This window comes from Candidatus Poribacteria bacterium (genome assembly GCA_021295715.1).
Taxonomy (GTDB): domain Bacteria; phylum Poribacteria; class WGA-4E; order WGA-4E; family WGA-3G; genus WGA-3G.
This window is the reverse complement of the sequence record JAGWBV010000030.1, coordinates 45086-65332: the sequence shown is the minus strand read 5'-3', so window position 1 is coordinate 65332 and position 20247 is coordinate 45086. Positions and strand designations below refer to the sequence as shown.

The 20247-nt window shown below is 48.2% G+C and carries 19 protein-coding genes; 9 read left to right on the top strand and 10 right to left on the bottom strand.

What is annotated here, in order from left to right; translation table 11 throughout:
- Positions 1–117 precede the first annotated feature (117 nt).
- Positions 118–948 (bottom strand): ABC transporter permease, encoded by an 831-nt coding sequence (locus J4G07_09590; protein ID MCE2414245.1) that lies wholly within the window; start codon positions 946–948, stop codon positions 118–120.
- 146 nt (positions 949–1094) lie between these two features.
- On the bottom strand, positions 1095–2222 hold the full coding sequence (locus J4G07_09585) for an ABC transporter permease (protein ID MCE2414244.1): 1128 nt from the start codon (positions 2220–2222) through the stop codon (positions 1095–1097).
- 313 nt (positions 2223–2535) lie between these two features.
- On the opposite strand from J4G07_09585, the gene J4G07_09580 reads away from it, so the two are divergent.
- The 4 genes from J4G07_09580 to J4G07_09565 all read left to right on the top strand — a co-directional run bounded on the left by J4G07_09580 (position 2536) and on the right by J4G07_09565 (position 8063).
- The gene (locus tag J4G07_09580) at positions 2536–3957 is read left to right on the top strand and encodes a DegT/DnrJ/EryC1/StrS family aminotransferase (GenBank protein MCE2414243.1); all 1422 of its coding nucleotides are present in this window, start codon (positions 2536–2538) and stop codon (positions 3955–3957) included.
- A 75-nt stretch (positions 3958–4032) separates the two neighbouring features.
- Positions 4033–5715 carry a glycerol-3-phosphate dehydrogenase/oxidase gene (locus J4G07_09575; protein ID MCE2414242.1) on the top strand — a complete coding sequence of 561 codons (1683 nt, stop codon included), beginning with the start codon at positions 4033–4035 and terminating at the stop codon, positions 5713–5715.
- An 89-nt stretch (positions 5716–5804) separates the two neighbouring features.
- Complete coding sequence (locus J4G07_09570; protein MCE2414241.1) at positions 5805–6794, top strand: DUF91 domain-containing protein; 990 nt, start codon at positions 5805–5807, stop codon at positions 6792–6794.
- A gap of 249 nt (positions 6795–7043) precedes the next feature.
- Positions 7044–8063 carry a VWA domain-containing protein gene (locus J4G07_09565; protein ID MCE2414240.1) on the top strand — a complete coding sequence of 340 codons (1020 nt, stop codon included), beginning with the start codon at positions 7044–7046 and terminating at the stop codon, positions 8061–8063.
- Positions 8064–8172: 109 nt separating this feature from the next.
- On the opposite strand, the gene J4G07_09560 is transcribed toward J4G07_09565, so the two are convergent.
- The 5 genes from J4G07_09560 to J4G07_09540 form a co-directional block, all read right to left on the bottom strand.
- Entirely contained in the window at positions 8173–9171 is a 999-nt protein-coding gene (locus J4G07_09560) for a branched-chain amino acid ABC transporter permease (protein ID MCE2414239.1), read from the bottom strand.
- Position 9172: 1 nt separating this feature from the next.
- Positions 9173–10042, bottom strand: a complete 870-nt coding sequence (locus J4G07_09555) for a branched-chain amino acid ABC transporter permease (GenBank protein ID MCE2414238.1) — start codon at positions 10040–10042, stop codon at positions 9173–9175.
- A gap of 84 nt (positions 10043–10126) precedes the next feature.
- Complete coding sequence (locus tag J4G07_09550; protein MCE2414237.1) at positions 10127–11314, bottom strand: ABC transporter substrate-binding protein; 1188 nt, start codon at positions 11312–11314, stop codon at positions 10127–10129.
- Between the two features lie 77 nt (positions 11315–11391).
- Positions 11392–12165 carry a hypothetical protein gene (locus J4G07_09545; GenBank protein ID MCE2414236.1) on the bottom strand — a complete coding sequence of 258 codons (774 nt, stop codon included), beginning with the start codon at positions 12163–12165 and terminating at the stop codon, positions 11392–11394.
- A gap of 107 nt (positions 12166–12272) precedes the next feature.
- Positions 12273–12704, bottom strand: a complete 432-nt coding sequence (locus J4G07_09540; protein MCE2414235.1) for a phosphatase PAP2 family protein — start codon at positions 12702–12704, stop codon at positions 12273–12275.
- A 277-nt stretch (positions 12705–12981) separates the two neighbouring features.
- Between J4G07_09540 and J4G07_09535 the strand changes: the two genes are divergently transcribed.
- Positions 12982–13272: a helix-turn-helix domain-containing protein gene (locus tag J4G07_09535; protein ID MCE2414234.1), complete on the top strand. Its 291-nt coding sequence runs from the start codon at positions 12982–12984 to the stop codon at positions 13270–13272.
- Here J4G07_09535 and J4G07_09530 read toward each other — a convergent pair.
- From J4G07_09530 to J4G07_09520, 3 genes are all read right to left on the bottom strand, one after another.
- On the bottom strand, positions 13214–14659 hold the full coding sequence (locus J4G07_09530) for a sulfatase-like hydrolase/transferase (GenBank protein ID MCE2414233.1): 1446 nt from the start codon (positions 14657–14659) through the stop codon (positions 13214–13216). The genes J4G07_09535 and J4G07_09530 overlap by 59 nt on opposite strands.
- A gap of 92 nt (positions 14660–14751) precedes the next feature.
- Positions 14752–15567, bottom strand: a complete 816-nt coding sequence (locus J4G07_09525) for a LamG domain-containing protein (GenBank protein MCE2414232.1) — start codon at positions 15565–15567, stop codon at positions 14752–14754.
- Positions 15568–15640: 73 nt separating this feature from the next.
- Positions 15641–16477, bottom strand: coding sequence for a LamG domain-containing protein (locus J4G07_09520; protein MCE2414231.1), 837 nt, complete (start codon positions 16475–16477; stop codon positions 15641–15643).
- Positions 16478–16684: 207 nt separating this feature from the next.
- Here J4G07_09520 and kdsB point away from each other — a divergent pair, with 207 nt between their 5' ends.
- The 4 genes from kdsB to J4G07_09500 are packed head-to-tail and all read left to right on the top strand — an operon-like array spanning position 16685 to position 20121.
- Positions 16685–17416: a 3-deoxy-manno-octulosonate cytidylyltransferase gene (gene kdsB / locus J4G07_09515; protein MCE2414230.1), complete on the top strand. Its 732-nt coding sequence runs from the start codon at positions 16685–16687 to the stop codon at positions 17414–17416.
- Positions 17417–17426: 10 nt separating this feature from the next.
- Positions 17427–19061 (top strand): CTP synthase, encoded by a 1635-nt coding sequence (locus J4G07_09510; GenBank protein MCE2414229.1) that lies wholly within the window; start codon positions 17427–17429, stop codon positions 19059–19061.
- A complete protein-coding gene (locus tag J4G07_09505) occupies positions 19058–19690 on the top strand; it encodes a DUF2088 domain-containing protein (protein ID MCE2414228.1) in 633 nt (210 codons plus the stop codon). The genes J4G07_09510 and J4G07_09505 overlap by 4 nt, the downstream gene beginning before the upstream one ends.
- A complete protein-coding gene (locus J4G07_09500; protein MCE2414227.1) occupies positions 19645–20121 on the top strand; it encodes a hypothetical protein in 477 nt (158 codons plus the stop codon). Before J4G07_09505 ends, J4G07_09500 begins: the two co-directional genes overlap by 46 nt.
- The last annotated feature ends 126 nt before the right edge of the window (positions 20122–20247 follow it).

Below are 20247 nucleotides of genomic sequence, written 5' to 3'. Positions count from 1 at the left end.
TCAGTAACCTTTAGCCTTTGGCTGGAAGATTGGAAGGAAACTGGAAGGTTGGAAGCCCGTCCCTCCCTTCTTCCATCCTTCCAACCTCTTGCTGATCGCTGACTGATGACCGCTCTTCTACGATTTCATCTTCCCCAAACTCGCAGGTGGGCGTGATGTCCCTACCCACCCAGCCAGAACAACCATTGTTAAGATATACGGCAAACTATTCAACAATTGCCCGGGAATGTTCCATCGGTTTGCGAGTTCTAAAGCGGTGGCGAATCCGAAAAGGAAGCACGCTGCAATACCGCTCAAAGGACGCCAATTTCCGAAGATGACAGCCGCGAGTGCGAGATAGCCACGTCCTGCTGTCATCCCTTTTGTGAAATAGTGAACTTCAGATGCTAAAAAACAGCCGCCGGTTCCTGCCAGGATGCCGCTTAGGAGAACGCCGATATACTGCCATTTCGTCCGACTCAGACTGAGTGCGGCAAGTGCCTCTGTTGATTCGCCTGCTGCGCGCAATCGCAAACCCCACGGGGTTTTGAATAGAAGAACGTGACTTGCTACCATCAATACCGGTAACAAATAGACAACGAAATTGTAAGAACCGATAAATGGTAACTCCCAGTGTGGTAGACCGCCTACCTGTTCAGTCGTCGGTAAGAGGTACTCTGTAATTCCTAATGCTAAGATGTTGATACCGACTCCCGTGACAATCTGCTCCGCGTGAAAAGTAACCGTTGCGACAGCGTGTAGTAGTGCCAATGCTAACGCAAAGCCTGTTCCCACAAGCAGTCCAACCCATACTGAACCCGAAGCCTGTGTTCCGATAACATAACCGAAAGCCCCGATGAGCATCATACCTTCAAGAGCGAGGTTGATGACCCCGGCGCGCTCCGAATAAATGCCGCCGAGTGCGGCGAATCCCAACGGTGTTGCCATTCGTATAGTACTTGGAATCATTTTTTAAATTTACCTTGCGGTTCGATCAGGTGGGTTCGATGGCTGAAGTGCCTTTCCGTAGACCCGCCTGCGTGTTTTTGCTTGGGTATTTCTGCGTATTGTTGCAGGCTACTTTTTAAATTTACCTTGCGATTCAGTTAGGGGAGTTAGGACTTTCTCGTGCCTCTCCGCGAGATGCTTTCTATGCTAACTAACCAGATAATTAGCATGCCCTGACCCGCAAGAAATAGACCGCGCGGGACTCCCAACAGAATGTCAATATCTAAGGCAACCTTGTTCAGCGATCCGAACAGGATAGCAGCAACCAAGATACCGAAAGGATTGTTTCTGCCTAACAGTGCAACTGCGATCCCTGTAAATCCCCACCCTGATGAGAAATTATCCAAAAACCGATGGCGGTAGCCCATGACCTCAGCCACACCCGCTAACCCTGCAATCGCACCGCTCAACGCCATCACCCATATCGTCACAGCACCGGGATTTATGCCGCCGTAAGCTGCAGCATCCCTTGCATTTCCTACCAATCGGAGTTCGTATCCCCAACGGGTATACGTTAAGAAGATATAACAGCATACAGCACACGCGCAAGCGAGCAAGAAACTCACGTTTAGCGGGTTGCTGTGTGGGAGAACGGGGAGGAAAGATGCCAACCGTGGGAGCCGTGCCGCTTCGTGAATCTGTTGTGTTTGCGGAATCATCTGACCCGGTTCTTGGTAGACGGACGTAACAAGATAATTCATGAGGGCGAATGCAATGAAGTTCATCATAATGGTATTGATAACTTCATGCGCGCCGTATCTCGCCTTTAAGAGACCCGGAATCGCGCCCCACCCGGCACCGGCAATCATTGCACCACCTATACAGAAAGGGATCAGCAGAAAGGGAGGAAGATTCAGGTGTATGCCTATCCATGCGGCAGCGAACGCTCCGATATAGAGCTGCCCTTCGCAACCGATATTAAACAGCCCGCTTTTGTATCCGATAGCGACAGCAAGCCCTGTAAATATAAGTGGGGTTGCGTTAAAGAGGACATAACCGAAATCATCAAAACTTGCAAATCCACTCACAAGGATAATGCTATAGAATTCCAGTGGATCCTGACCGCGTATCTGAAGCACAAGCCCACACAAAAGAAAAAACCCGGCAAGCGCAAGGAGGGACGGTATTAAGTTAACGAACAGATGTTTGGCTTGGGATGCTCTGTTCTGCAACAGCGGCGCGAACACTTTTTGGATATTCAAGGTTTTGTTGATGTCTCTGCTGAAATTTGACAAAAAGCCTCAAAACATGGTATTATACGTGGTATTAGGTTTACCTATAATATACCTGTTAGCATAACACAGGTGTCGGATTAAAACAATGCATTGGTTAAGGAAGGCAGGGTCATTTAGTTTTAAGCAACTATGGGATTTTGGGTGGATCCGGTGTCCCTTCCCACAGATCGCATGAATCAACGCCGAGTGCGCGTGTGGCACTCGTCGGGGCGAGTACGCCGCAAAACCGCACCTACCGGGCCGAGGTCTCCAAACGCGAAAAAAAAAACGGAAAACTGAATAGCCCTGTAAGGAAAGGCAGCAATGATTCCCCATGAAGAAAAACAGAGCGAAGTCATCTCATCTTGAAAATGAATCTACCCAAACCGATCTTCCTGCTGTTTTGGGTGGAGTGTCTGTCTTTGAAAAAACGCCTGATGCGTCCTATCCGAAGTTGGAGCAGTGGAGCCAGGTGACAGAAGAAGAGGCTCAGGTTGTTTACGAGATGACGCTTCAGAACGAACTCTCCGGCGTATCTGCGACTGTTCAAGAATTTGAGCGAACTTGGCGAGAACGCCACCAGATCCGATTTGCCTTGAGTCTTACCAATGGCACAGCCGCACTACACAGCGCGATGTTCGGACTCGGTGTCGGTCCGGGGGATGAGGTTATCTGTCCGACCTACACGTGGATGGGCTCAATTACACCAGCGTTGACGTTGATGGCAAAGCCGGTTTTTTGTGAAGTGGATCCGAGAACGCTGTTAATTGACATCGCTGATGTTCGCCGGCGTATAACACCGCGAACCAAGGCGATTGTGGCGGTGCATCTGTGGGGTAATGTGTGTGACATGGACGCACTCATGGCACTCAGTGCAGAAACAGGCGTGCCGGTCATAGAGGATTGTTCTCATGCACACGGTGCCTCTTACAAAGGCATACCGTGCGGCAGTATCGGTCACGCAGGGGCATGGAGTTTGCAGGGCAGTAAACCCATTAGCGGCGGCGAAGGTGGAATGCTTGCTACCAACGATGTCAATGTTTTTGAGAGGGCTTGTCTGCTCGGGCAAGTCAATCGTCCGGCTGGTGTTGTCGGAGAAACAGTGGAAGGACTGCGTTATACACATCTCCCACCGATGGGACTTGGTGTTAAATTTCGCGCACATCCGCTCGCTATCGGTATTGCATTCGTGCAGCTGAAGAAACTTGATACACTCAATGCAAACCGCCGTGCTTATATCCAAGAAATCTCCGACGGGTTGCGAGAAATTCCGGGAGTCTCTCCTATTGAAACATATCCAGGGGCTGAATCCGCCGGATTCTTTGGATTTCCTATCCACTATCACGAGGAAGAAATGCATGGTCTATCGGCACCCGTATTCGCCGATGCTCTCCGAAAAGAGGGTGTTTTGGCAAACAATAACCCTTATCCGCTTGTTGTTGGCGATGGTGTGCCTGTATTTTCAGGGAGCAGGTTTCCGACGAATAGCAATCCGTATCCGCTTCTACATACCTTACCGCTCTTTACACACGGACTCGATATGTACATGGGCGGTCGCGGTGCCCTCTGCACCAGTGATATGGGCGGAACGTTTGAAACCTATGCTCCCGGGGATTTACCTGTGACCGAAAGGACCTGTTCGCAGCTTATATTTTTACCGTTGTTAACAGAACCCGTAGCAGGTGCCGTGTCAGGAATTTTGGAGGCTATCCGCAAAGTCTCTTTACACAGTCATTCGATAAATAGTCGTCGGTAGTCGATTGTCAGTTGTCAGAGGTTGTGATAAACCCCGGACTGATGTAACCGGTAACCGATACCTCTCTGTAGAACGATGTTAGGAGGCCCCGTAATTAAAAAAGCGGAATTTTCAGTTCGGACTCGCGCCCAGAATATAGAAATTTTCAAGACTGAACTGTTAGACGTATTAGTTATTGGTGGTGGTATTGTCGGTGCGGGTTTAATCCGAGATCTTGCACTCAACGGTGGCATAAAAGCCGGCTTGATTGAGCAAGGCGATTTCGCAAACGGGACGAGTAGTGCTACGTCCCAACTCGTCCATGGCGGATTTCGCTATCTGCTTAAGCGTGACATCGAACTCGTCAAAAATTCACGCAGGGAACGTGAAATCCTTCGCCGGATCGCGCCGAATCTGGTGAAGCCTATCCCGTTAGCACTTCTTTGCTACAAAGGCGATCCGTATCCGTTGACAGGCATGCAACTCGCTGCGCATTACTACAATCGCCTCTCTAAAACGGATGAAACGGAGAAGTCAATAGCGATTCGCGATGTTCAAAAGATACAGCATCTTGTCGGACCTATAGCCACAAATTCCTTAAAGGGATGTGTCTTGTTATGGGATAGCATGGTCGATGATGCACGGTTGACGCTGGCGACACTCAAGAACGCCCATCAACACGGGGCAATTGTCGCAAACTACATACGTTTTCTTGATTTTGTCGGACAACCGGAGACTGCCAATGTCGAGGACGGGATGTACAAGATAGCGGCTGAAGATGTTATCTCTGGACAACGTTTTGAGATTTCGGCACGGAAAATTGTATCGGCAACGGGACCTTGGAGCGACCATATATGGTGTAAAGATCCGAGTTACGACGGCACATCGCGTTTGTTGATAGAAAACGCGAAAGGGATCCATCTCCTCTTACCGCGCTGCGGAAAAGAGAAGGATGGTGCTTACGGTCTGATAACTTTCACGAAGGTGGATAAGCAGCAGAGACGGAATCCGCGAGTCATTTTTATTTTACCCGGTGCCCACAACACCTCCATTGTCGGCACCACTGAAACAACACCAGAAGAGGAATTGGCATCCGTCCGCCCATCAGCGAATGAGGTGACGTATCTGCTCTCGGAAACACAGCGAATCTTCCCGGAAAAGACGTTCAATAAGGATTCTATCATCGCAGCGTATGCTGGTACTCGACCTCTTATCGCCGCGAACCGGCACTCGCACGGATTCGCAAAAACCGGTTTTGTTTCAAGGGAACATTTAATCACAGAGAGTCCAAGCGGGATAATGTATCTCTATGGTGGAAAACTAACGACACACCGTCAGATGGCGGAAGAGACCGTGAACCACCTTGCCGCATTTTTAAAGGTCCCACGCGCCTGTAAAACTGCCACTTATCCATTGCCAAATGCAATCGGAGCGGCATCGGGGGCTGATGCGGAGCGTCTCGTTAAACGATATGGCGAAGGGTATAGCACGATCCAAAAATTCATCACCGAAGATGCGACGCTTGCGGAACCCGTAACACCCTCCCTTCCCTTCATAAAAGCTGAACTTCTCTATGCCTATTGGGGTGAAATGGCGATCACACTCGAAGATGTTCTCTGGCGACGCACACGGATCGGTTGGACACCGGGTCAAGGTGTTGATATAGCACCGCAAATTGCGCAATTTTTGGGCAAGAAAAACAATTGGAATGATACCCGAATCACAGCAGAGGTCGAGACCTATCGGGAACGTATCCGTTGGTTAAATTTTAATGTGTAGAATAACCACACATATCTTCATTTCCATGAAGATATCACATAAATCACAATAGCGCAAGCCTCTATAGGCTTGCGGGACAATGATTAAAAATGGAAGTTTATCGTTGGGAAGACCGGAAATTTGGAAAACTTGAACCTTTGCGTTTTGGTGAGGAACGCGACTTCGAAGATCTGCTCGAAAAGGACGCAACGCTGGTCCTCGGTGAACCGCTTTGCGTTATCAGTCGGCAACCGCCACTGAGTACATCAAAACAGAAAATTGATCTGCTGGCACTCGACCGACAGGGCAATTGTGTGATTATTGAACTCAAGCGCGGAAAGCCCTCTCGAACCGCAATCACACAGATTTTAGAGTATGCCGCCGGGGTTTCTCAACTTTCTTTTACAGAGCTGGAGACGCTCGCGTACCGCTGGTGCCGACAACAGGGCAAAGAATTCTCCTCCCTCACTGCGCTACATAGTGAGTTCTTTGGATACGAACCCGGCGATATTCGGAAATCGGCATTCAATCAAAAACAGCGGTTGGTGCTTGTTTCCGAGGGAGTAGACCCGCGCGTCTTAGAGGTCGCAGAATATCTACGGGCTCTGGGACTTGATCTCACCTATATCTCTTATTTTTCCTACCATGCCCCTGATGAAATCTTGGTCGCCACCGAGACCGTTCTCGGTGGGACAGTCGTCAAGGAGGAAGAACGAAGTTACGGACACACCACTCAGCAATTTATGACACTCGCATTGTTCCTTGAGATGCTACAGGAGAACGAGGAACTCTTGCAAATTGCCCATGAATTTGTGGAATACGTCGAGGCGTGCGGTGCAACACTTCGACCTCGCATCGCGAAACTGAGAATGACTTTTGGGGGACACTGGTGGCTTGATATGTATCCGTCGAGAAGGGCAACCCACTTCCGGGTTGATGTCCACGGTGACTTCACACCGCTCCATATAGTTGAGTGCAGAGCTAATTTGCCCAATGTAACAGTCAAGAATTTCGGTGTCTCTTTTAACATTGCCTCTAAAGCACATCTCGACTATGCGATTGAGATTTTTGAACGCGTCCGTAACTCCATCCTATTTTAATTTTCCTTGCGGGTATTGTACCGCAGGTTTCCTATAGAGGCTTGCGCAAAGGACGTTTGAACGATTGCGTGCATTCCATCTATCTGAAGAAATATCCAAGCAAAAACACCTACAGATTTATTCTCAAACTGGCATTACGGTTACGAAAATTAGCTTAAGACGGCAGCTTGCAACAACGGCGCAAGCGGATATGAAAGAAAAACGTCAACAAACCAAGCACCTCATTTCGCGCCTTGCGGATAATTAAAAATGCGTTTTGCCCATCCTGAATTTCTCCACTTATTATGGGTAGTGCCACTATTGGCACTGTTGCTTCTCTTTGGGTTACAACAGAAACGGAAAGCACTGCTGCGATTCTACAGCAATGTGGATCCAGCGCATCTCCATCGACATAGAATTCAAGCGGGATTGTTGCTGTTGAGTTATTGCTTCCTAATATTTGCAATCGCGCGTCCGCAGTGGGGTGCCAAACCTGAACCGGTTTCGGAACGATTAGATGTCATGCTCGCATTGGATATTTCGACGAGTATGCTCGCCGAAGATGAAGAATCCCTTCGACGATTGACTGATGCGAAGGAGGTTATGTTTTCACTATTAGAGGAACTGAAAGGCGACCGAGTCGGATTACTCTACTTTGCTGAAGCGAGTTTCGTGGTATGTCCTTTGACGAGTGATACTGCGACTCTCAGAGAGTTCTTGGAAGCGATAACTGCCGAAACGCTTACCCACAGCGGGACCCGTATCGGCAATGCCATTGAAACAGCAACCACTCGACTCAGCTCAAATCAGAACGATACAACAGTAGATGTCGACTTCGGAGGACAGAAGGTCCTGATTCTGTTCACAGATGGAGAGGATCACGGTGAGGAGGCTATTGAAGCAGCAAGAACGGCGACCCAGAAGGGTGTGCATATCTATTGTGTCGGTATTGGCAACGCTGTCCGCCCTGTACCTATTCCACTTCCGCAAGACACTGCCATGGCAACTGCCCCTTACAAGCGCGATGCCAACGGACAACTCGTCCTAACAGCGTTGGATGAAAATCAACTGCGGGAAATTGCTGAAGCTGGAAACGGTCGTTACTATCACGTGAATACAGGGATTGCCCAGTTAACGGCAGACTTGGCACGACTCGAAAAACAGAAATTCAGGATCCGATCGGATGGTGAATATCAGGAACGCTTCCAGTTGTTCGTGGTGGTGGCGTTGGTCCTGCTTATTTGTGAGAGATGGCAGTCAGTAGTCGGCAGCCGGCGGTCAGCGGGATAGAGGTCAGCAGGAATAGCTATAGTTTTCAAGCTCCGCTGTGAACGGTTTAAATCCTCACGAGTAGAATAACTATTTTCGATGGGAACTGATAGCTGATAGCTGACGACTATTAAGCTTTTTTGAGCGTTAATCCACCTGGACGGAAACGCATTAAGAGGATAAGAATAATTCCAAAAATAAGATAGCGGGCATTGCCAAATTGATATGGAATAATGAAACCGGGCCTCAGAATCTCACCCAACGATCCAAGGATCGCTGCGCCTATTATTGCTCCTCTTATACTTCCCATCCCGCCGAGGACGACCATACAGAGGATGAGGATTGATTCCCAAAATTCAAAGAAAGGTGCACTAATGTTAACCTGGAATTGCGCGATGAAACCACCACCTAACCCTCCGATTGCCGCACTCACGGCAAACGCCAATGATTTATAGCGACCGACATTGATGCCCATACTTTCTGCTGCCTGTTCATCTTCACGAATCGCGACCCATGCTCTACCGACGCGAGAATGCTGCAGTCGATAGGTGACAAAAACGACAAGGAGTAACAGGATAAGAATATGGTAGTAATTGTGCCAATTCTGGTTGAACGCTACTCCAAAAAGAGTAGGAGACGGAATATCACGAAGTTGTCCGTTCGGTGCGCCAATCAACCACTGTTCATTTTTCACGATACGGAAAAGCAGTTCGGCGAATCCAAAGGTGACAATCGCGAAATAGTCCCCCGTGAGTCGTAAAGTGGGTGCGCCACGCAACAGTCCCCACAACGCGCCATTAATTATAGCGAGAGGCAACGCAATCCAATAAGTCACCCCAAGTCGTGCCATCAAGAGCCCTGCGGTGTAACCACCGATAAGATAAAAACCGACATAGCCTAAATCCAGGAGACCTGTGAACCCACATACAATGTTCAGTCCGATAGCGAGGAGCATATAGAGATATGCGCGGACAATAATCCGCAGCATGTAATCGCCACTTGGGAGATTCAGGTAAATATCATACTGCGACAAGTAGAGCGATATCGCATCTATACCGTACATCAACACGGGTAGAAAACAGACCACTAAGCCAAAGATGATATTTTTCGGTGTTAGTTTATTTTTCATATTAAGCTCGGTGTCCGGTTGATTTTCCAAACAGTCCGGATGGACGAATAACAATCACTGCGATCATGATAATATAGGCAATCGCTAATCGGTATCCTGAAGATATATATCCGGCACCAATGACTTCGGCGATTCCGATGATGATGCCGCCGAGCATTGCGCCAGTGATGTTCCCTATACCGCCGAGGACAGCAGCGGCAAAAGCTGCGACCCCTTTATAGTAGCCCATTGTTGGCGTAACTACTTCGCGCAAACCGACCATCACACCCGCAACCGCTCCTAAAGCAGAGCCGATAATAAAAGTTATAGCAATAACTTGGTTCGTCTTTATACCCATCAGGTTTGCTGCAACCGGATTTTGGGCACAGGCTCGCATCGCTTTACCAATCTTGGTCAGGTGAATCAACCTATTCAGGGCAATCATTAAAACGAGTGCCAACAAGATGATAAACACGTCCCGATAAGGTAAGGTTGCACCCCCCGGGAGTGGGATCGCATTTTGACTGAGAAAGATAGTCGGTAGGGCTTCGGTAGGAAATTGACGCGGACGGGCTGACCAAATCATGCGCGCGAGGTTTTGCAACGCGAGGGACATACCTATTGCTGTAATCAACGCCGATAAACGCGGTGCGTCCCGGAGGGGGCGATACGCTACCAAGTCCATCAGCATCCCCAATATTCCACATAGAATCATACTCAGTGGCAACGCTATCCAAAACGGTATACCGAAAACACCAAACATGAAAATTTCGCCATGTGCGAAGTTAATCAGTTGGATAATACCGTAAACCATGGTATAACCGACGGCGATAAGTGCGTAGATGCCACCGAGCACCAATCCGTTAATAATTTGTTCCAAAAATTGCGCCATATTTTTCTTCTTTAGGTATTGATGCTATAGAAGCCTCTGGCGCCTCCCTCCGCATATTGCTGTAAGGAGAAACCCGTTTTAAAATCAATCTAATTCAAGTAGTTGTCGTTGGGCTGCAACCATTTGTCCATCTTTCACAATTTTCACGTAAGCGGGTTTATTGACCGTATCCCCATTTCTATCAAAATAGGTTAACCCTGTAACACCTTTGTAGCCTTCCTCAGGTGTATCCAAGGATGCCAAATGGTCCCGGATCGCTTTCCGATTATCTACAACGGATGCTTCCGAGTTATAGGTTTTTTCAAGTGCCTCCGCAATCATTCCAACAGCATCATACGTCAATGCAGCCCATGTATCGGGTGCCACCCCGTGAAGTGCTTCAAAATTGGCTGCCATCTGTTGTGCGTCCTCTCCAGCTGCACCGAACGTAAAAGGCGTTGTGAGATACGTCCCTTCTGCGGAAGAGCCTGCAATTACGAGAAAATCAGGTGAATCCACGCCATCCGCTCCGAAAAACTGTGCGGTGATTCCAGTTTCACGTGCCTGTTTAACAATCAAACCTGCTTCGGCGTAGAGTCCAGAGATAAAAATAGCGTCTGGGTTTCTGGCTTTAATGCTGGTGAGTTGTGCCTTGAAATCAGTATTGTCTCTCTCATACGCTTCATCAGCAACGAGGTTAAGTCCTATTCTCTCGGCTTCTGTAACGAATGCGTTTCTTAAACCGCGCCCATAATCATCATTATCAAAAAAGACAGCGACAGATTGGAGGTCTGTCAAGATCTCGTCAATGTATCGGGCAATGAATTGTCCTTGGAAATCGTCACGATACAAGTTGCGGAATGTCCAATCGCTTCCTTCACAAACGGTTACAGCCGTTGAGCCAGGAGAAAGTTCGACAATACCGGCGCGTCGGTAAATTGGTTTACCCGCTAATGAGCAGGTACTGTTAAAGTGTCCAACGACTGCAAGGATTTGTAAATTACTGGAGATACGTTCTGCCACAAGACTCGCTTCTGATCCTTTGCCGGCATCATCCTCAAAAAGCAGCGTCAACTTCATACCGTTGATGCCCCCAGCGTCATTAATTTCTTTTTCTTGCAGCTCAGCCCCGCGCTTAATCATTTCCCCAAATGCTGCTGCATTCCCCGTAAATGGTGCTGCTACAGCGACTTTGAGTTCTTTCTGGGCTTTCTGTTGGTCTTTACTCGGGGGTTGACATCCGTAAACGGATATAAGTCCCACTATCAATAATATAATAAGGCAATCTCTCATTTTATTATTACTCCCTTCATTACAATGGCAAGTTTTGCGTTGTTAACCTGTATTAAGCCATTGCAGTTATCGTTATTTTATGGCAGGACCTGTCTAAAGTCAATTTTAAATTCCAATTTGTCCTCTTTACCGTTCGGATGGACAATCCGAACCTGAGGGACAACGATACGAATATCTGTGGCGGCACTCTCAAGCCGATCAAAAATTAAGAAACCACTCCGTTTCGCGCCAGAGAACAACTTCGCACCTTCAAAGATATGATCCTCTATCACAATCCGTCCCAACTCAAGTGCTTCGGCATCTATGTAAGACTGATAGTGACCGTAGTAGGGATAGTAGCCGTAGGCGGTAGGCATGTAAGGATAACCCGCCTCCCAAGAGTTACGCTGCGAAAGATTTACGTTATCATAGAGTGCGTCGAAATAATCGTTGGATAGATTAGCGTATTGCCCGCCGTTCCCATCAATAAGGATGGCTGTATCGTCAACCAAAACGCGTCGGTTCTCTCGGTTATGGACTGTAATATCGAACACTGTGTAGATAGGCTCAACGGCACCGTTCTTCCCAACTAAGAGATACGGATTCACTCTCGGATCTTCGATGAGTGCGAACAGTTCAACCTCATCAAAGGGTTTAATAGTAACGGCAATCCCCTTTTTTTCAACAGTTGCTGCCCCTGTCTCTGGGTTAATTTGCGCGTTAAAGCGTCCTACGATGGGTTCCATATAAACATCAACTGAAGGTTGCGGTGGGACAGCACATCCTGCTGATAACACTCCTATTAAGAGAAGCATACCGATTTTGCCTATAATCTGATACCGGAAATGTATGCGATCTTTGGTATGGCTCATCAGTCTTACCCTCCTATATTATTATATTTTACGTCGCATGCGTTTTGTTGTCAAAGGTTTTAATTGTTGGTAATAGTTCAGTTACGCTAAACAGCGTTTTGAAACCCCTAAAATTCCCATTTCAACAAGGTGACGCGCTGATGCCAGACCAGCATTCCCATTGCTGTACCGATTGCTGCTCCCGCTATCACATCTGACGTGTAATGGCGTCCGAGATAGATACGTGAAAAACCGACAAGTCCTGCCCCAATGTAGAGCGGGATCCGTAATTTCGGATACCGATATCCTAAAATCGTTGCGGAACTGAACGCCAAGGATGTATGTCCAGACGGAAAAGCCGGATTTCCCAAACTCTCATCAAGCGGGCGTTTCCGACCAATCAATCTCTTCATACCAAACGTTACCAACCCAGTTCCGAGGAATGCCGAAGACAAAAGCCTTCCAGTTTCCTGATGTGCTTCATCACCGTAAGCCATGAGAAGAATAGAAAGTCCCATAACTGCCCGATAATGCCCAAATTCTGTTATCCCTTCCATCATTGTCCACGTCGGTTGTTGGTGTGGTGGCGCATCATAGATACGATCAAAGAGGGTCTGATCCCATCTGGATAGAAAGTTCTCGGCATTTGCTTTTGATCCTGCTATAATAGTACAGAAAACCAATGTGCATAGAAGCGACGATTTAAGAGATTTCACTAAGGCGTAACTGGCACTCCGATGCTGCGTCATGAAATTTGATCCCGTCTATTGTGTTATATCCGTGTAATTTTAAATAGCACGTACGTTCGCGTTACAACACCGAAATGGAGAAAATAAGATGCGAATACGCCATACTGTGGTTGAATACAACCTTGAAGAGGCGGCACGGATGCTCGGAATCTCACCCGCAGACCTCAAGCGGGCGGTCAGTACTGGGCACCTCCAGTATTACTACCAACTCGGTGACGGTAATTATCGGTTCCATGAGGCGAGTCTTCGTGCCAATAAAGACTTGCTTTCGCAGGAGGACTATCTTACTCAAGTGCTAAGCATGTGTTCATCTTCAGAGACTACCACGGAGCCTGACGCATCGGAAGAGGATCCACCGTCCACGCCATCCGATCCATAACTCGTTCCTGCATCTCGAGTTTAATAGGCGTACTCTCCGGAGAATTCCAGAGATTATCGGTTTCTATCGAATCAGAGTCAAGATCGTAGAGTTCCCCGCTTCCTGTTCCGTGTGCCACGACTATCTTATGCTGTCTGCTCCGTACCATCGTGGCGTGCGCTGCAGGTTCGCGATGCCAACCCATCGCGTTGTAATACTCACAATAGACATCATCTCGGTGTGTATCCAGCTCTGTTTCACCTGTGAGCAGGGGTAGTAGGCTTTGTCCCTGCATGCCTACGGGCTGCTCCATATTGCTTGCCTGAAGTAGGGTTGGTGCGAGATCCACCAATTCTACGAGTGCGTCTGAGCGCGCACCGTTGTTCAGCATTCCCGGTCCAGAGATAATCAGAGGAACGCGAATAGCGGGTTCATAAAAATAAGGTCCCTTAAGGTAAATACCGTGGTCTCCAAGCATTTCCCCATGGTCGGATGTAAAAATAACGATTGTGTTCTCACGCTGCCCAGTCTCTTCCAAAAAATTCAGTAAACGTCCAACTTGCGCGTCAATGACATCAATCATAGCCCAATAAGCGGCGCGTATCCACCGATGATCGGCATCGCTCATGTCTTTGTACGGATATCCAGCTCTGTTGCCGTATGCCCCGGCGTGATCAATCCGTTGCCAGATGGGTTTATCTTCGAGTTCGCCTTCAACGTAGTTGGGCAACGGTATATCATCAAGCATAGGTCGGTAGCGTTCTAATGCGGCTATGGGTGGATCAAACGCGTGGTGTGGGTCAAACATATTCAGAGAGAAAAGCCACGGTTGATTAAACTGCTTAGCACTTCCGATGAATGATATTGTACGTTCGATGGACCATGTCGTTTGACTGTGTTCTTCTGATGGAATTACTTGGACGTGTTTCGATCCTTGGAACGGTTTGCTATTCCGGTGGAGCCCTTTATCCCGTAACCACTGTGTGTAATCATGTGTGAACCAAGCATCATTTGGGTCGTGTGACCAGAAAAACTGGTCATATCCGTCATCAATGCGTTGCTCTGTACCTTTGCAGACGCTCGGATTGCAGGGTGCGAGATGTAGTTTACCCGCTAAACCGCAGACATATCCAGCATCGTGGAGGCACTTTGTCACGAGTAATTCATCCGGTGGAATTGCCTGACCATTTTGCCTGCAGCGTGTTGTCCGTGGATAGCGTCCGGTGAGGAAACTTGCTCGGCTCGGTGTACAGACGGGACTTTGCGAGTAAGCGTGTTCAAAAAGCACACCGTCCTGTGCCAATCTATTCAAATTCGGTGTTTGGACAAACGGATTTCCGTAACACCCTAATGAATCGTATCGTTGCTGATCGCTACAAATCCAGAGTATATTCGGTCGGTTTTCCATGCATTCTTCGCTCTTCGAGACTTGCGCAAATTAGGTAGACGCGCTGAGGAAGCGCGCCTACTGAAAAATGGTTTGAATCCTTATCGGTTTCGTTAGTTTGCTTTAAGCTTACCCCAAGCTGTTGCGAGTTTACCGCGTGCTTCTACTGCTGTGAGCGATGCTCCAAGACCGTTATTCATAATATCATGGACCTCTTCCTCTGTCAACCCACGTTTCCAAATGTTAAGGTCATCCATCAATCCGGTGAAAGGACGGTTGTCATCAATGTTACGACCGACACGTGCGCCCTGCCCCCAGTCTCCTGCGATAGGTGTGCCGACGCGAGCTTTTTCTTCACCGACATTTTCGCCATTGATATAAAGCACAGCTAATCCTTCAGCACGGCTGAATGTTCCTGCGTAATGTATCCATTCATTGGCTTTGTTTTCGCCACCGCGAATGTCGAATATCGTTGTGCCTCCCGGACTCCGATTGAGCCAACGATAATTTCCATCGCCGCGTGCTTCGGGGTGTACAAGCCATGTATTATCAGCTGCGCGGGCGTTGAAAATCGCCATATCTGTGATGGATTCAACGTTGAGCCATGCCAGAATACTCATGCCTTCAGTAGGAATGTCCTCAGCCTCAACAGTGGATCCATCTAAATCGAGAAAGCTGCCGGATGCGAAATTGCCGGCTTTCCCGAATTTCCCGTCATCGGATTGTGTGATATCTCCATCGATCTTGCCGTCGTAACCATTTCCGGATTTCTCAACGACGGTATCTCCGTCGAAGTCTTCATAGTCGAAGTAAAGCACCAAATCCGGATCTAAAGCATCGGCTGAAAAAACTTCTGCCGCAGGTACACAGAGCGTGCCTATCAGAAATAAACACATCAAATAAGGAGTTAGTATAAGGTCCCGTTTCATCTTTCGAGATCCTCCTCTAAGTAGATGAACCATTCTTTTCCCGTTTTATGTAGCCACTTTCACTGGTTTTGGCTTACTTTGATGCCTTAAGTTTTCCCCAAGTCGTCGCGAGTTTGCCCTGTGCTTCTACAGCGAGAAACGCGTCGACACCATCGTTCATAATGCCATTGACTTCTTCCTCTGTCAATCCACGTTTCCAGACGTTGAGGTCGTCCATCAATCCGGTAAAAGGACGTTTGTTATCAATATTAAAGCCGACCCGTGCGCCCTGTCCCCAATCTGGTGCGATAGGCGTGCCGACGCGGGCTTTTTCTTCACCGACGTTTTTTCCATTGATGTAAAGGACGGCTACCCCATCCGCGCGGCTGAACGTGCCAGCGTAATGCTGCCATTGATTTGCCTTGTTATCTCCAGCGCGAATGTCAAAGATAGTCGCGCCGCCCGGACTTCGATTGAGCCAACGATAATTTCCATCACCGCGTGCCTCCGGATGGACAAGCCATGTATTATCACCGGCACGGGCATTGAAGATCGCCATATCCGATATGGCTTCAACGTTAATCCACGCGACGATACTCATACCTTCGGTAGGGATGTCTTCAGGCTTAACATTGGGGCCATCTAAATCCAGAAAACTACCGGCTGCGAAATTGCCGGCTTTGCCGAATTTTCCATCATTGGATTGTGTGACCTTTCCATTAATATCGCCGTCGTAACCGCGTCCAGATTTTTCAACGACGGTGTTACCGTCGAAATCTTCGTAATCGAAGTAAAGCACCAAGTCCGGGTCTAAAACATCGGCTGAGAAAACTTCTGCCGTAGGTACACAGAGGGTGCCTATTAGAAGTAAACACGCCAAACAAAGCGTGAGTTTATAAGTCAGTATTGTAAATATTGGGTTCCGTTTCATCTTTTGAGTCCTCCTTTAAGCAGATGAACCATTCCTTCACCTTTTTACGAAACAATTCACTTACGTTAAAGTTTACCACTTTTCGATTCGGGTCTGCAACCGAAAACCAAAAAAATCTTGATTTTAACTCCGCTTTGCGTTAAACTGATTTAGGAAATGAATAAAAATAAAATGTAAAAAAACAGGAAGTTATGAGGGAGTGTACGGTTGCAAAGTGTAGGAATCATTCCAGCACGCTATGCCTCAAGCCGTTTTAAAGGCAAGCCGTTGGCGGATCTGCTCGGGAAGCCGATGGTGCAGCATGTTTACGAAAGTGCGTGCCGCGCAAAAACATTAGATGCAGTTATTGTCGCTACAGATGACCAACGGATTTATGATGCCGTGACACGTTTCGGTGGGAATGTTCAGATGACGGGTCAATGTGCTACAGGTACCGAACGTGTCGCCGTCGTCGCGGAGCGTTTAACGTGTGATATTGTTGCCAATATACAGGGCGACGAGCCGTTGCTTGAACCTGCGCAGATAGATATGATGCTGCAGCCCTTTATTGACAGACCAGAGGTTCAAGTTTGCACGTTAAAACAGCGGGTTGAAACTGCTGCAGATTATCAGGACGTTAACGTCGTTAAAGTCGTTACAGATCTTCAGGGCGATGCGTTGTATTTCTCGCGTGCTTCTTTGCCTGGAAACGCCAGCGAAACAGAGTTACATAAGTTCCCAGTGTATCGGCATGTCGGGTTGTACGCTTACCGCCGAGAGCAGCTTCTAGCGTTCACGAGGTGGGGCAGTACCCCTTACGAACTTGCAGAAGGGTTAGAGCAATTGCGCTTTTTAGAACACGGTGTCCCCATCCATGTCGTTGAAACGGATACGCCACTTATTGGGGTTGATGTTCCCGCCGACCTGGAGCGGGTGAAACAAATTTTGGAGGCTTCATAAGACAATTTTCATGACAAAATACATTTTCGTGACGGGCGGAGTTATCTCAGGTATTGGTAAAGGCATCACGACCGCGTCCCTTGGTAGGTTGCTTATCAACCGAGGGTTTAAAGTGATTGTTGTCAAGATTGATCCGTATCTCAATGTGGATGCAGGTGTGATGAATCCGTTCCAACATGGCGAGGTGTTCGTCACTCATGATGGCGCAGAAACCGATCTGGATATAGGGAACTATGAACGGTTTTTCGGCATCGACTTGAACAAGCATTCTAACTTCACTACCGGATCTGTCTATAGTGAAGTGATTGCGAAGGAACGCCGTGGGGACTATCTCGGGCAAACCGTGCAACTGATCCCACATATTACTGACGAAATCAAACGTCGTATTTATCAAATTGGGAAGGATAACGAAGCCGAAATCGTCATTACAGAAATAGGCGGAACGATTGGGGACTTTGAGATGCCACCTTTCGTTGAAGCCATTCGTCAGATGGCAGTTGAAGTCGGGCGCGAGAGTACAATGTTCCTCCATGTCTCCCTGATTTACACCTTACCGAATGGCGAAAGCAAGAGCAAACCGACCCAGCATAGCATCCGAAAACTCCAAGAGTTGGGGGTCCAACCAGATCTGTTGCTATGCCGCACGAGCCAGTCGCTGGATGATGCGTTCCGTCAGAAAATCGCGCTCCTCTGCGGCATTAATGAACAATATATCTTTGAAGGGTTAGACACAAAATGCGTAGATGAAATCCCGCTCAATTTTGAGAGACAGGGCATGGGGCATCTCGTTTTAAAGAGACTCGGACTTGAAGCGCGCCCACCGATGGATGCTGAATGGAGCGCGATGGTCGAAAAACTCAAAAATCCGAAGCAGAAAACTCGAGTCGCGATTGTTGGCAAATACACAACTGGCAGTGACGCGTATATTAGCGTCCAAGAGGCACTCAAGCATAGTGGGATTGCCAACGAAACCGCCGTTGAAATTGAGTGGATAGAAGCGGAATCGCTCACAGAACATCCGGACCTTGATAGTGTTTTCCAGAACGCCGACGGGATACTGGTTCCGGGCGGATTTGGCTATCGCGGGATTGAAGGGATGTTGGTTGCCGCACGATACGCCCGTGAAAATAAGATACCGTATTTGGGATTGTGCCTTGGAATGCAGTGTCTGGTGATCGAGTTTGCTCGACACGCTGCGCAGTTAAAAAACGCAAACAGCACGGAAGTAGATGAAGAAACGCCGCACCCAGTTATAGATTTAATGCATGATCAGCGCGCGGTCGCTGACCTCGGTGCCACAATGCGACTTGGACATTATCCGTGCGTCCTCAAAGAGAATACCAAAAGTTATACCGCCTATCAACAACCTATTATCGTAGAACGACACCGTCATCGTTATGAATTGAATAATCAATATCGATCCCAGTTAGAATCGGCGGGGCTCTGTTTTAGCGGTCTGTCTCCAGATGAGAGCCTTGTCGAAATTGCTGAGGTGACCGAGCATCCGTGGATGGTAGGTTCTCAATTTCACCCCGAATTTCAATCGAAACCGCTTGCACCGCATCCGCTTTTCCGAGATTTTATCGCGGCGGCCCTCTCCCGCCGATGCCAAGTTAATCACCCGGAAGAGGAAAAAAATTCATGAAGAATGCTGCTACAGTGCGCACCCGTGCCTGGTATGGCGATGAAGAATTGACGCTGAATTTCCCTACAGATTGGGAAGTAGAGGTATTGGGTCCGAAAGATGCGCCTGCGCTTTCTGATTCCCAACTTGAACGTGCGTTCGCTGAGCCGATTGATACACCCCGAATCTCAGAGTTAGCGAAAGGTAAAAAAAGTGCCGCTATTATTGTGGATGACCTGAGTCGTCCAACACCGGCTGCACAAGTTATTCCGTTTATCCTGCGCGAGTTGGCCGAGGCAGGTATCCCGAAATCTGAGATCCGATTTGTCGCTGGCATCGGTGCCCACCGACCCCTCACTGATGAAGATATTGTGAAAAAAGTTGGGGCAGACATCGCTGCTGCGTACGAGGTAACCAATCATAACTTTATGAGTGGGGACTTACGTGCGTTTGGCAACCTTGAGAATGGCACACCGGTGTATCTCAACGGTATCGTCGCGGACGCGGATTTTAAGATTTGTCTCGGTGGCTCTATCCGCACAGTTCCGTTGGCTTCAGTGGCGGAGCGAAACTCATTGTGCCCGGCATCGCTGGCTTTACCACAATGTACTATTTCCATACTTTCCCACCGGGACGCGGACCGGCTGTGATTGAGGGACAAAGTAGTGAACCTGACCGTCGTGACACTGCCGAACTCGCAGCAGGTGTTCTCGGTCTTGATATGATCGCCAACGTTGTCCTTAATAGCCGCCGTGAAATCTGTGGGTTGTTTGTCGGTGATTTTATTAAGGCACATCGTAAAGGGGCACATTTCGCGATGGATACTTATGGCACAGTAATACCGGAAACGATCCGAAAAGAGACCGATCTGGTGGTGATTAATTGCTATCCGCTTGATGCTGATGCGATTCAACTTGATAAGGCATTAGCGGCTTTAAGCTATTTTGAAAACGCTTACACGATAGCACTCTATCCTGCGAGCGATAGCAGTTGCTACCACGGGTTGTATGACCGAATTGATTACGCACGCTATCTTCGACAACGAACCGAACAGATGCCACCGGAAGCCCCTCCGCAGTAGATCGGACGGCGTGGACAACTCCATGTTTGGTCTGAGTATTTTTTGGCGGACGACTTCTACAAAGAGTATCCGGCATCACTGCTTTTCCGAAATCTTGAAGGGCTGATTCAATCGTTCGTGGAGAAA

Coding starts and splice junctions, on each gene's coding strand:
- J4G07_09590 (MCE2414245.1), bottom strand. CDS start 948: ATGATTCCAAGTACTATACGAATGGCAACACCGTTGGGATTCGCCGCA.
- J4G07_09580 (MCE2414243.1), top strand. CDS start 2,536: ATGAAGAAAAACAGAGCGAAGTCATCTCATCTTGAAAATGAATCTACC.
- J4G07_09575 (MCE2414242.1), top strand. CDS start 4,033: ATGTTAGGAGGCCCCGTAATTAAAAAAGCGGAATTTTCAGTTCGGACT.
- J4G07_09570 (MCE2414241.1), top strand. CDS start 5,805: ATGGAAGTTTATCGTTGGGAAGACCGGAAATTTGGAAAACTTGAACCT.
- J4G07_09565 (MCE2414240.1), top strand. CDS start 7,044: ATGCGTTTTGCCCATCCTGAATTTCTCCACTTATTATGGGTAGTGCCA.
- J4G07_09560 (MCE2414239.1), bottom strand. CDS start 9,171: ATGAAAAATAAACTAACACCGAAAAATATCATCTTTGGCTTAGTGGTC.
- J4G07_09555 (MCE2414238.1), bottom strand. CDS start 10,042: ATGGCGCAATTTTTGGAACAAATTATTAACGGATTGGTGCTCGGTGGC.
- J4G07_09550 (MCE2414237.1), bottom strand. CDS start 11,314: ATGAGAGATTGCCTTATTATATTATTGATAGTGGGACTTATATCCGTT.
- J4G07_09545 (MCE2414236.1), bottom strand. CDS start 12,165: ATGAGCCATACCAAAGATCGCATACATTTCCGGTATCAGATTATAGGC.
- J4G07_09540 (MCE2414235.1), bottom strand. CDS start 12,704: ATGATGGAAGGGATAACAGAATTTGGGCATTATCGGGCAGTTATGGGA.
- J4G07_09535 (MCE2414234.1), top strand. CDS start 12,982: ATGCGAATACGCCATACTGTGGTTGAATACAACCTTGAAGAGGCGGCA.
- J4G07_09530 (MCE2414233.1), bottom strand. CDS start 14,659: ATGGAAAACCGACCGAATATACTCTGGATTTGTAGCGATCAGCAACGA.
- J4G07_09525 (MCE2414232.1), bottom strand. CDS start 15,567: ATGAAACGGGACCTTATACTAACTCCTTATTTGATGTGTTTATTTCTG.
- J4G07_09520 (MCE2414231.1), bottom strand. CDS start 16,477: ATGAAACGGAACCCAATATTTACAATACTGACTTATAAACTCACGCTT.
- J4G07_09510 (MCE2414229.1), top strand. CDS start 17,427: ATGACAAAATACATTTTCGTGACGGGCGGAGTTATCTCAGGTATTGGT.
- J4G07_09505 (MCE2414228.1), top strand. CDS start 19,058: ATGAAGAATGCTGCTACAGTGCGCACCCGTGCCTGGTATGGCGATGAA.
- J4G07_09500 (MCE2414227.1), top strand. CDS start 19,645: ATGTACTATTTCCATACTTTCCCACCGGGACGCGGACCGGCTGTGATT.